Source organism: Humibacter sp. (assembly GCF_035547335.1).
Lineage (GTDB): Bacteria > Actinomycetota > Actinomycetes > Actinomycetales > Microbacteriaceae > Humibacter.
The window spans coordinates 16,206-28,190 of sequence record NZ_DASZVF010000039.1; the positions used below are offsets into that span (position 1 = coordinate 16,206).

Annotated in this window: 11 protein-coding genes; 2 read left to right on the forward strand and 9 right to left on the reverse strand. The window is 68.1% G+C overall.

The annotated features are described in order from the left end of the window. Positions 1–66 precede the first annotated feature (66 nt). The 9 genes from VHB92_RS08520 to VHB92_RS08560 form a co-directional block, all read right to left on the reverse strand. Positions 67–837 carry a triose-phosphate isomerase family protein gene (locus VHB92_RS08520; RefSeq protein ID WP_325453303.1) on the reverse strand — a complete coding sequence of 257 codons (771 nt, stop codon included), beginning with the start codon at positions 835–837 and terminating at the stop codon, positions 67–69. Position 838: 1 nt separating this feature from the next. Continuing rightward, positions 839–1,297, reverse strand: coding sequence for a ribose-5-phosphate isomerase (locus tag VHB92_RS08525; RefSeq protein WP_325453305.1), 459 nt, complete (start codon positions 1,295–1,297; stop codon positions 839–841). A 93-nt stretch (positions 1,298–1,390) separates the two neighbouring features. Next, positions 1,391–3,133: a dihydroxyacetone kinase family protein gene (locus VHB92_RS08530; RefSeq protein ID WP_325453307.1), complete on the reverse strand. Its 1,743-nt coding sequence runs from the start codon at positions 3,131–3,133 to the stop codon at positions 1,391–1,393. Between the two features lie 167 nt (positions 3,134–3,300). Continuing rightward, positions 3,301–4,071: an SDR family NAD(P)-dependent oxidoreductase gene (locus tag VHB92_RS08535; RefSeq protein ID WP_325453308.1), complete on the reverse strand. Its 771-nt coding sequence runs from the start codon at positions 4,069–4,071 to the stop codon at positions 3,301–3,303. Between the two features lie 151 nt (positions 4,072–4,222). Continuing rightward, on the reverse strand, positions 4,223–5,077 hold the full coding sequence (locus VHB92_RS08540; protein WP_325453310.1) for an aldo/keto reductase: 855 nt from the start codon (positions 5,075–5,077) through the stop codon (positions 4,223–4,225). After that, a complete protein-coding gene (locus tag VHB92_RS08545; protein WP_325453312.1) occupies positions 5,074–6,831 on the reverse strand; it encodes a GH39 family glycosyl hydrolase in 1,758 nt (585 codons plus the stop codon). Before VHB92_RS08545 ends, VHB92_RS08540 begins: the two co-directional genes overlap by 4 nt. 61 nt (positions 6,832–6,892) lie before the next feature. Further along, positions 6,893–7,807, reverse strand: a complete 915-nt coding sequence (locus VHB92_RS08550; protein WP_325453314.1) for a carbohydrate ABC transporter permease — start codon at positions 7,805–7,807, stop codon at positions 6,893–6,895. Then, positions 7,807–8,628, reverse strand: a complete 822-nt coding sequence (locus VHB92_RS08555) for a sugar ABC transporter permease (RefSeq protein ID WP_325453316.1) — start codon at positions 8,626–8,628, stop codon at positions 7,807–7,809. Before VHB92_RS08555 ends, VHB92_RS08550 begins: the two co-directional genes overlap by 1 nt. 87 nt (positions 8,629–8,715) lie before the next feature. Beyond that, positions 8,716–10,089, reverse strand: coding sequence for an ABC transporter substrate-binding protein (locus tag VHB92_RS08560; RefSeq protein ID WP_325453318.1), 1,374 nt, complete (start codon positions 10,087–10,089; stop codon positions 8,716–8,718). 175 nt (positions 10,090–10,264) lie between these two features. Between VHB92_RS08560 and VHB92_RS08565 the strand changes: the two genes are divergently transcribed. Both VHB92_RS08565 and VHB92_RS08570 read left to right on the forward strand, forming a co-directional pair. Next, on the forward strand, positions 10,265–10,942 hold the full coding sequence (locus tag VHB92_RS08565) for a GntR family transcriptional regulator (RefSeq protein ID WP_325453320.1): 678 nt from the start codon (positions 10,265–10,267) through the stop codon (positions 10,940–10,942). A 189-nt stretch (positions 10,943–11,131) separates the two neighbouring features. After that, the coding region (locus tag VHB92_RS08570) for a four-carbon acid sugar kinase family protein (RefSeq protein ID WP_325453322.1) at positions 11,132–11,985 on the forward strand (854 nt) is incomplete at its 3' end.

An 11,985-nucleotide genomic window follows, 5' to 3' on the forward strand; every position in this document is an offset into this window, starting at 1 on the left:
GCAACGGGCGCAGCGCCCGCTCCCGCGGGTTTCGAGTGTTTCTCGATGATGGCAGTTCGCCCTCGCTTACAGGGCGAGCACCTCGTCAAGAACCGATTCGACGGCGGCGGGATCGTGGGCGAACCGGCCGAGGAACAGGCCGTCGACGCTGTCGCCGAGCCGCCCTAGCAGCCCGGGCCCGGCGCTCCCGCCGTAGATCACCTGGGATGCCGCGCCGCGGCCGCCTCGCACGTGATCGCGCAGCGCTCCGCACACCGAACGGATGTGCTCGGTCGGGGCGGCACTGGCGGCTCCGATCGCCCAGTACGGCTCGTAGGCGACGACGACGCGGCCGGTGAGGGCCTGCTCGTCGGCCTCCTGCAGCGCGTCATCCAGCTGACGGATGCAGTCCTCGGCGGCCGCGGACGGCTCGCCCCGCAGCCGCTCCCCGACGCACAGCACGGGCGTGAGCCCGTTGCGCAGCGCAGCCGCCGTCTTCGCCCGCACTACGGCATCCGTCTCGCCGAACAGGGTTCGCCGCTCGGCATGGCCGACCTCCGCCGCCACGGCTCCGATCTCGGCCAGTTCGGCGCCGCTCACCTCGCCAGTGAAGGCGCCAGAGTCGTGTTCGCTGAGGTCCTGCGCGCCCACCCCTGCCACGCCGCGCACGATCTCCAGCGTCGCGGGAATCGAGGGAAAGGTCGGCAACACCAGCAGCTCGGCACGACCGCCCGTGACAGCCGGATGCCGCGCCCCCAGCTCGGCGACCCGGCGGCTCCACTCCAGCGTGCGTGCGTGGCTGAAGTACATCTTCAGGCTCACCGCGACGAGCCTGGGGCGATCGCTGCCGCCTGTCATCTCAGTCGCCTTCGTAGCGGCAGATCTCCTGCACCTTCTCATTGGATGCGCTGGTCGGGTCGAACTCGTACGTGAGCCATTCGCGCACGTTGCGTCGCGCGAGCTCCAGGCCCACCACGCGCTGACCCATGCACAGCACCTGCGCGTCGTTGGAGAGCACAGACCGTTCGACGGAATAGCTGTCGTGCGCCGTGACGGCCCTGATGCCCTTCACCTTGTTCGCGGAGATCGCCACCCCGAGACCGGTGCCGCAGATGAGCACCGCGCGATCGGCATCGCCGCGTGCCACCATCTCGGCCGCGGTCGTCGCGATGGTGGGGTAGTTCGTGTGCCCGTCGGCATCCACACCCACGTCCGTCACGGAGACCACGAGCGGGTTGCTCTCGAGGTCCTTCTTGATCGCTTCCTTGTAGTCATATCCTGCGTCGTCGGATCCGACGACCACGCGCCAAGCGGGCATGCGATTCTCCTTCTCCACTTCGACGGGTCGAAGCCCGCCCTTTGTTGTCGATCCCGCGTTCCGGCGGCCGTCGGCTCGCCGAGCGGTCCGCTTTCAGGTGTCCGATCGGCGCGACGTCAACACGTCGCCGATCCTCGTGGCGATCAACGCCAGGGAGACCGCGCCGGGATCGCGCACTCCCACCGCCTTGTCGCCGTGCGAACGCGCGCGGCCGATGCGGGGCTTCAGGTCGGCCGTCGCATCCGCCGCCCGCGTCGCCTCCGTGGCTGCCGCCGTCCAGGCGTCCACCAGAGGCTCGCCGCTCTCGACGCGGGAGGCGAGCGTGTCGGCGAACGGAACGAGCGCGTCGACGAGCGTCTTGTCTCCGACCTCGGCCTTGCCGTACTCCATGACGGCCTGCTTCGCGGCGCTCACTCCGGCGGAGACGGACGACGCATCCGGAGCATCCACGTCGCCCACGCTGCGACCGACGGCACCGAGGATCATGCCCCACAGCGCACCGGATGTCCCGCCTGCGCGGTCCGACCACGCGTCGGCGGCCACCGTGAGAACGGTTCCGCTCCCCGCGCCGGCCTCGGTTACGCGCGTCGCGGCCTCCAGCGCTGCGCGCGCACCGCGCTGCATGCCGATGCCGTGGTCACCGTCGCCCGCGACGGCGTCGATATGCCCCAGCTCATCCACGTTCTCGTCGATGACGTCGCGCACCGCGGAGAGCAGCGCGACGACCCCGGCCGCCGCCGCCTTCGACTCCGCTCCCGCCTCCGGGATCTCCTCGACAGCGTCGTCGTCCTCGTCGGCGGCGACGACCGTCATGCCGGACGCGTCCACCGCGCCGGTGCGGAACGCCGGAGTGTCCGCCGGTGCCGCCCACAGGCGCTCGAGCTCTTCGTCCACCCAGAACAGGGTGAGCGAGGCGCCCGCCATGTCGAAGCTCGTGCAGAACTCGCCCACCTGCGGATCGACGACGACGATGCCGGCATCCTCGAGCAGGGTGGCGATGCGGTCGAACACGACGTAGAGCTCTTCGTTCTTCACCGAGCCGAGGCCGTTCAGGATCGGTACGACCCGGGCGCCCTTCACGTCGACACCGTCGGGGATCTCGGCGGGATCGAGCAGCCGCTGCACGAACAGCTCGGCGAGACCGTCGGCGCTCGGGATATCGGTCTCGTCGATCCCCGGCTCGCCGTGGATGCCGAGACCGATCGCCATCCGCCCTTCCGGAACGGTGAACAACGGCTCGTCGGCGCCGGGGAGCGTGCAGCCCGTGAAGGCCACGCCCATGGAGCGCGTGCGGTCGTTCGCGAGTCGCGCCGCGCGCTCCACTCCGTCGAGGTCGTATCCGGCTGCGGCGGCCCCTCCCGCCGCCTTGAAGACCGTGAGGTCGCCTGCGATGCCGCGCCGCCTGTGCTTCTCGCTCGGCGGCGCGCTGAAGATGTCGTCGGTCACCGTGACGGTGCGGCAGTCGATGCCCGCCGACCGCACGGCATCCTGAGCCGCGCCGAAATGCAGAACGTCGCCCGCGTAGTTGCCGTAGCTGAGCAGCACGCCGCGACCCTGCTCGCTGGCGCGGATGACACCCTCGACCTGGTGGGCGGACGGCGACGCGAACAGGTTGCCCATGGCCGCCCCGTGCGCGAGTCCCGGTCCGACGAGACCGCCGAACGCCGGGTAGTGGCCGGAGCCGCCGCCGATGACGACGGCCACCTCGGCATCCGCCGAGCGGGTCGAGCGCGACACCCCGCCGGTCACCTTGCGAACCCATCGCCGGTTGGCCCTCACGAAGCCATCGAGCATCTCGTCGGCGAAGTCGACCGGGTCGTTCCACAGTCTCGTCATCTGATCTTGTCCATTCCGGATTCCGTGGGCGAGGGCTCCCCACCAGGTCTACTGGAATGCCCTCGCTTTTGTGGAACCACCGCTCGCGCCGGAGCAGGCGGATGCCGTGCGACCGCGAACCGGGGCAGGCACACGTCGATCGACGCCGCCTGCCCCAGCCCGTGCGGTCAGTGCATGTACAGACCGCCGTCGACGTTGAGCGTGTGGCCGGTCACGAAGCCGGCGTCCTCGCTGATCAGATACGACACCGCTGCGGCGACGTCGATCGGCTCGCCGATTCTGTTGAGCACGCCGTCGGACGCCATCCTGGCTTTGCGCTCCTCGGTCAGCGGGCCGCCCATGATGTCGGTGTTGATGGGTCCGGGCGCGATCGCGTTGACCGTCACTCCGAAGGGCCCGAGCTCCCGAGCGACCGCTCTGGTGAGCCCGATCACGCCGGCCTTCGCCGCCGAATAGGCCGCCTTGCTGTACGTGCCGCCTCCACGCTGGGCGGAGACCGAGGAGAGGCTGACGATACGGCCGAGCTCGTGCTTCACCATCGTCTGGGCGGCACGCCTGGTGACATGGTGCACACCCGTGAGGTTGATGTTGATGACGCGGTTCCATTCGTCGGAGGTGACCTCGAGATACGGGTCGGGCGAGGAGATCCCGGCGAGGTTGACGAGGGCCACCACCTGCGGAAGCTGCGACTCGATCACGTCGAACGCGGCGCAGACGGCCGCCTCGTCGGAGACGTCCGCGCCCACCCCGACGGCCTGCACGCCGAAGGTCTCTGCGATGTTCTGCGCGACGGCCTTCGATTCGGCGTCATCGAGGTCGATCACTCCCACGTTCCATCCGCGCTCGGCCAGGTAGTTCGCTGTCGCCTGACCGATCCCCCTGGGGGAGGCGGCCCCCGTGAGAACGACGGTTCGCGCCTGCGGATATCGAGAAGTCATGAAGTGGTGTTCCTTTCCAAATGCTGGTGATGGTGCAGTTGCGGATGCCGGCCGCGCGACAGGACGCGACGGAGCACCGGGCTTGGCTCGGGGTCCGACGCATCCGAGCGCCGCGACCGGGCCGGCCGGCGAGGCCGGCCCGGCGCATCCGCTAGCGGATCTGGCTGATCTCGAAGGTGCCGGGGTCGCCGCCGATGCGCTCTCCGGTGTCGAGCGAGTCGATGCGGAGCATGTCCGCCTCGCTCAGCTCGAAGCCGAGAACGTCGAGGTTGGCGGCCATCCTCGATCGCGACGAGGCCTTCGGTATGGCGATGTATCCGTGCTGAAGGTGCCAGCGCAGGATGACCTGGGCTGGCGAGCGCCCGACCGTCGCCGCGATCTCGGCGATCGTCGGATCGTCGAGGTCCCTGCCCTGTCCGAGCGGGCTGTACGCCTCGACGGCCACTCCGCGCTCGCGGAGCACGCGAGTGAGCTCGGGCTGGCTGAAGTACGGATGCAACTCGATCTGATCGACGGCGGGCGTCACCCCGGTCTCCGCGATGACGCGCTCCAGATGGTGCGGCAGGAAGTTGGAGACGCCGATCGCTCGGACGAGCCCCTGTTCTTTCGCCTCGATCATCGCGCGCCAGCTGTCCACGTACGCATCCCTGGCCGGAGACGGCCAGTGGATGAGGTAGAGGTCCACGTATTCAAGGCCGAGACGCTCGAGGCTGTTCCGGAGCGCGTCAGCGGCGGAGGTGCGTCCCTGTTCCCCGTTGCGCAGTTTGGTCGTGATGAACACGTCGTCGCGGGCGAGATCGCTCGCGGCCAGCGCGCGACCGACGCCCTGCTCGTTGTTGTAGGCGGCCGCCGTGTCGATGTGCCGGTATCCCGCTTCCAGCGCTTCTTCCACTCGCGCCTGCACCTCGTCAGGCGTGATCTGGAAGACGCCGAAGCCGAGTTGCGGGATCTCGATGCCGTCGTCGAGGCGCACCGTCGGGGCCGCCCCGCCAGAGAAGCCCGTCATGCCGCCGCCGACCCGTGCAGCACCAGCAGCGAGACGGAGTGCAGCGGAAGGCTCAGCGAGATGTCTGCGCCTCCGTCCTGCACGTCGACCTCGCGCTTCGGCTCGTACTCTTCCAGGCCCATCCTGCTGTGCATGGTCTCGATCTCCTCCGGTGTCGGATGCTGGGGGCTGCCCAGCTGCGTCCACACGGTGTGGGCGTTGCTGTGCTGCTCGTCGATCCGATAGTGGTCCAGCGAGTACCGGCCCGGCTGCAGGCCGCGCAGCTTCACCGTCACGTCGGCGGTGCTGTCGTCGACGCTGTACTGGTCGTCGGTGCGGCGGTAGACGAGGATCGCGAGATCGCCGTCATCCGTGCGCGTCGCCAGCGCGTCGACCTCCTCCGGCGGAAGCGCGGGCGCGATGGCGTCGAGCTCCGCGACGTTCCAGGTGCTGTCGGAGACGGCGGGGAGGCGGGTGGCGCCGAGCCTGCCGAACATGCGGTAGGCGTTGAGCAGAGGCTTCTCCACGCCATTGGCCGTGGCGAACGAGCGCGTGCCTTCGAACATCCGCTCGCCCTCGAAGTAGAAGCTCCAGGTGGTGGCCTCACGCACCTGCGCCTGCTCGAGCTCGTTGAGATCGAGGATCTTCTTCATCAGGTTGGCCTGGAACACCGGGTAGTACTCGGTGTTCTGGAAGCGGAAGTTGGAGTTGTCGTATACCCCCCAGTGCGCGGGCACGCCGGCATCGCACTCGTCGACGATCGCGGGCAGCTCGGTGAACTGCGGGAACTCCGCCATCACGCGCAGCAGCCTGCGGATCTCGTAGAGCATCTTGGTGGTCTGCGGGGACTGCTTCTCGGGCGCATCGGCACCGAGGGGACCGTACGTGCGCCACGGCACGAACCGGGAGCCCTTGGTGTGGAACGACACGAAGTCGAGCGGAAGCTCCCTGTCAGCCACGAACTGCAGAAACTCGCGCAGGAATCCCTCGCCGTTGGGGCCGCCGGTCACGGTCGGGCCGCCGACGGATGCGTTCGGCAGCACGCTGCGCACGGCGCGCGCCGTGACCTCGTAGAGCTCGTTGAACTCCTGCCGGGTGCCGCGCCAGTAGTAGATGTCAGGCTCGTTCCACAGCTCCCAGAGCCATCCGGACACCTCCTCCTCGCCGTAGCGCTCGAGGCAGTGCTGGGCGAGAGCGGCGACGAGGTCTCCCCACTTGGCGTAGTCCTTGGGCGGGAAGCTCCAGTGTCCGGCCTCGTACGCGCTGTACACGGTGGGGCTGTCGATCAGCGGGTACTCCTCGTACGCGCGGTCGGGAACGAGGTCGCGCGGCGTGAAGCCGAGCTCGACGAGCACGTGATGTCCTGCGTTCACGATCGCGTCGTACGCCTGGTCGACGATCGCGAAGTCGTAGAACGGCATGCCGTCCCGCTCGTGGTAGACGTTGCCGCTGCCCTGGTGCGGCAGGCCGAATCCCGTTCCGCTGATGAACACGTAGTGCGGACGAACATGGAACGGCGTCGTGGAGGTCTTGCCGATGGTCTCCAGCAGCCGGCGGCCCGTCGTGGTGTACGTCCAGTTGATCTCGTCGTATCCCAGGCTCGCCCAGATCGGCTCGATCCGCCGGCCGGGCGCCGCGGCGTCGACCTCGATCGTGGCGGTGCGCACGTGAGCCGCGTGCGGGTCGTGCGGCGCGGCATCCGGGAAGAGCGTGGTGGATTCCAAACCCGGGTTCTTCTCGCGGGATGCGGTGGCGGTCGGTGTCTCGGTGGTCACGCCGATCCTTTCGTTGAGGGGTTGATTGCTGCCGTTCGCGATGGAGCGGCGACGATGGTGGTCACTTGAGCGACCCGACGGCGAGGCCGCCGCGCCAGTAGCGCTGCAGGCTGAGGAACGCCACGATCAGGGGGATGATCGACACGAGGGAGCCCAGGATGATGAGGCTCCACAGCGACGTCGTGCCCGTGCCGCTCGCCGAGTTCGCCAGCCCGTCCCAGAGGCCGAGGCCGACCGTCACCGGGAACAGGTTGTCGGAGGAGAGCACGGCGAGCGGCAGGAAGTAGTTGTTCCACGTTCCCACCACCGACAAGAGCAGCACGGTGACGGCCGCCGGTCGCAGCAGCGGCAACGCCACGGTGAGGAACGTGCGCAACTCGCCGGCGCCGTCCACCCGCGCCGCGTCGAGCAGCTCGTCGGGGATGGCATCCGTGGCGTAGACCATCATCAGGTAGACGCCGAACGGGTTGAGCAGCGACGGCAGGATGACGGCCCAGATCGTGTTGGTCATGCCCACCTGCGAGAGCATCGCGAACGTCGGGATCACCAGGGCGGTCAGCGGAACCATCACCGAGCCCAGCAGAAGCGCGAGGCTCAGGCGCCTGCCCGGGAACGCGAACTTCGCGAATCCGTACCCGGCGAGGATCGCGAGCGCCGTCGCCCCCACTCCACCGCTCACCGCGTAGAGCAGCGAGTTGCCCAGCCAGCGCAGGTAGATGCCGCCGTTGTACGTGAACAGCAGGCCGAGGTTGTCGAACAGCGCGAACGTCTTGTCGAACCACAGGGCTCCACCGGTGCCGGAGAACAGTCCGTGCGCATCCTTCGTGCTGGCCACGATGAGCCACCACAGCGGCAGCAGGAAGTAGATGACGAGCACGATGAGGAACACGTGCGCGCCGATCCGCGGCTTCGGCTTCGCGCGGCCGCGCACCGACTGCACGGCCTTGTCAGCCGTCTTGATTCCGATGGCGGTCATCAGACGATCCGTCCCTTCTTACGGGTGGCGAAGAGGAAGATGTAGACGCCGATGAACACGACGAGTCCGAGCGCGAACGAGATCGCCGATGCGTAGTTGATCTGCGAGTTCGCGAACGCCAGGTTGTACGCGTACATGTTCGGCGTGAACGACGGGGTGATGGCGCCGTTCGACGACGGTGCGAGCACCTGCGGCTCCGTGAAGAACTGCAACGTTCCGATCAGGGCGAACACGAGGATCAGCACGAGTGCGGATGCCACGAGCGGCACCTTGATCCGCAGCGCGATCTGCCACGGGCCGGCGCCGTCGATGCGGGCGGCCTCGTAGAGCGAGCTGTCGATGCCCTGCAGCGCGGCGTAGATGATGATCATGTAGTAGCCGCTCCACTGCCACGTCACCACGTTCAGCAGTGCCCCGAACACCTCGTGCGAGCCGAGGAGGTTGGGCGCAGAGGCGTGGAAGAGCCCGAACAGCTGTGCCAGCGGGCCGAAGCCGGGGCTGTACAGGAAGCCCCACATCAGCGCGCCGATCACGGCAGGGATGGCATACGGCACGAAGATCATCAGCCGGGAGAACCTGGCCAGCTTCGTCGTGACCGCGTCGAGCACCAGCGCGGCGGCCAGCGAGACCAGCATCTGAAGCGGGATGAGCACGACGGAGAACACCACGACGAAGAGCAGTCCGCCGAGGAACTCGGTGTCGGTGAACGCCTTGACGTAGTTGCCGATGCCGCTGAACGTGGTGCCCGTGGCGAGACCCTTCGAGAAGAGGCTCAGCCAGAACGCGTACACCAGGGGCGCCACGAGGAAGACGAGGAACACCAGGCCGAACGGGGCGACGAAGAGCCAGCCGATGCTCTTGGGGCGTGTCGACTTGCCGCGCGACGGTGTACGAACCGGTTCCGGTCATCACTTGGTCTTGACCGTGAAACCCTGCGCCTTGGCGTACGACGCGATGGTGGACTGCAGCTTCGACAGGCCGGCCTTCGAGCTCTCCGCTCCGCTCGTCGTCTTGGTGAGCATGGCCGTCACCTGCTGGTAGTAGTAGTCCTGGAACGGGCTGTAGCTCTGGCCCTTGTAGGCGTCTGCCGTGGGGATCCACACCTCTTTATTGGCCTTCTGCCCGCCGAAGAACGGGTCTTCGGCATTCACGAACCACGACGCCTTCTGCACCTTGACGTGCTGCGGGAAGTGAGCGCCCAGGGTCTGCTGGTTCTCGTGCCCGAAGAGCTCCATGGCCACCTCGGATGCAGCGTGCGGCACCTTCGACTGCGTGGTCACGGCGTACGTCGATCCGCCCCAGTTCACCTGCACGGGCGAGTCGGCATTCCACTGCGGCAGCATCGCGACCCGCCACGGGCTTCCCGGGCCTCGCGTGAAGCCGGCTCCCGTGAGGTGCCCGGGCTCCCAGGATGCCGCGATGAACGTCGCCAGCTTGCCCGACGACAGCTCGCTGACGAAGTCGGTCGACGACTGTCCGGTCGTCACCACCTCGCCCTTCTGCACCAGGCCGTCCCAGTAGTCGAGCACCTTGCGCGACGCCGCGTTGTCGATGTCGACGCCGAGGCTCGTCTTCTGGTTGATGTTGTAGTCGAACGTGTCGGCCCCGGCCTGAGCGAACATCGCCTGAGCGAATGCCGGCGTGTCGTTGGGCCAGTCGCCGATCGCCGGTCCGCCCGCGCTCTTCAGCTTGTCGGCGTCGGCGGCGTACTCCGCCCATGTCTTGGGCACCGTCAGGCCGTACTGGTCGAAGATGTCCTTGCGGTACATCAGCGCAACGGGGCCGCCGTCATCCGGGATGGCGTAGATGCCGCCGTTGCTCGAGATGTCCTTCAGCGTTCCGGCCGAGAAGTCGCTCTTCCACTTGTCGGCGCCGTAGTCGCTGAGGTTCACCAGCGCGTCCTTGATCAGGAAGCTGTTCAGGTGGTCGGTCTCGAGCATGATCACGTCGGGCGCACCCTTGCCCGCGGCGATGGCGGTCGAGAACTTCTGGTACTCTGCGCTGCCTGCACCGGCGTTGGTCCAGCAGATCTGCACGTCCTTGTGCGCCTTGTCGAAGGCATCGACGGCCACCGGCAGGGTCGGCGACCAGCCCCAGAGCGACACCCGTGTCGCCGAGGGATACAGGATCTTGTTGTCGCAGTTCGACGGCTTGTCCGCCTGCGACTGGGGCTTGTCCGTGGCGGCCGGGGTGGATCCGCCGGACCCTCCTGGGGAGGAACAGGCGGTCAGGGCCGAGACGACGGCCAGGCCCACCAGCGCGATGAGCGCCTTCTTCTTCACGCGAAAACTCCTTTGTTCGGGACCGAGCCCGGGCAACCGGCTCCGGGCGAGTGATGCGTCCAGCGGGATCGACTGCCCGCAATCGTGCGCGACGCCCATACTGCCCTGACCATTGCAGACTGTCAACGGTAAATTGTTTACAATCCTCAATGACGCTTTGTGGGAGGGTTTCGGCATGACGGTTTCGAGCTTCGAGATGGCGCCGGTCGTGCAGCCGGCGCTCTCGCACAACGTGGTCGACGCGCTGCGGGGGATGATCAGCACCGGCCAGCTCGAGCAGGGCGAGCACCTCAAAGAGGCGGAGATCGCGCAGGCATTGGGCGTGAGCCGCGGCCCTGTCCGAGAGGCCTTGATCCAGCTCGCCAACGAGGGATTCGTCGAGCTGCGACGTCATCGCGGCGCGTTCGTGGTGGAGCTGACCCGCACCGACATCATCGAGGTGTACACGCTGCGCCTCGCGCTCGAACGCCTCGCCGTCGAGCGCACGGCGGAGCGGATGACCCCGGAACTGCTGGCCGAGATGGATGCCGTGCTCGAGAAGATGAAGCGCGTGGACGACGGGTACGAGGCTCAGGCCGTGACGCGCCTCGACCTCGAGTTCCACGACCTGCTTTACAAGGCGGCCGACCACCGCCGGCTCCAGAGCTCCTGGGAGCACATCCGCAGCCAGGTGGAGTTCTTCCTGAACGCGCGCAACGACTCGTTCCGCGACTTCCTCCAGGTGGGATACGCGGAGCACGCTGAGCTGCGCGACGTCCTGACCCAGCGCAACCCCGAGCTGGCGGCGAAGGCCATCCAGTCGCACCTCGGAGGCGCGTACCATCGACTGCTCGCGACGCATCCTCAGCAATAACCGTGGCCGCGCGCTCGGCCGCCGCTCCCCCGGCCGGAGAGGCAGGGACGCTCGCACCCGCGCGCTTCCATCGCCCCGCGGAACAGGTGCACCACCGCGTATCTTGTCAGTCGTGTCAGACGCACGCCGGTCCCCCTCCCGTCCGCTCGAGCAGGCGGCGATGCGGTGCGCCCGCGCAGGCGTGTGGCGATGAAACGAGGACGCGTGCACGGCATCGTCGCGGTGGCCGACGACCTCTCGGGGGCGGCGGAAACCGCCGCGGCGTTCGGCATCCCGAGCCGGGTGCAACTCGTGTCGGACACGGATGTGCGGGATGCCGCGCCTGCCGACGACGTCGTGCGTGTCTTCGACCTCGACACGCGCTACAGCAGACCCTCGGTCGCCGAAGCGGCCGTTCGAGCGGTTCTGAGCGCGCACGATGCGACCCGCACGTTCGTCAAGGTCGACTCTCTGCTGCGCGGCAATGTCGCCGCCGTCACAAGAGCCGCGTTGGACGTGGGCCGAGGCGTGGTGTTCTCACCCGCCCTACCGAGCGCGGACCGCACGGTCGTGAACGGGGTGCCGCTCGTGGGATCGGTTCCTCTTGCCGCGACCCAGCTCTGGCAGTCAGAGGATCACGCGCCGCCCGCCAACGTCTCGTCTCTGTTGTCGGAGCTGCCGGTCCGTCTCGTCTCACTCGGCCAGCTGCGCTCGGGTGCGCTGCCCGCGATCATCGATGAGGTTCGTCGCGAGAGCGCTGTGGTGGCGGCGGACGCGGAATCGCCCGCCGACCTCGCGATGGTCGCCGATGCGGCATGGTCAGGAGACGAACCGGCAGTGCTCGTCGGATCCCGCGGGCTGGCGGAGGCCGCGGCCGCCACGGTCGGCCTTGGGGCCTCATCCGCTCCGCGCGAGCGCGCAGCACGCATCCTCGTCGTCGTGGGCAGCGCGGATGCCGCGGCCCACCGTCAGTTCGAGCGCCTGAGCGCCGATCTAGAGCCGACGACCGTTCACCATTCGCCGTCATCGCTGCTCGACGGCTCCGCCGGCCGGTTCCGGGTCGA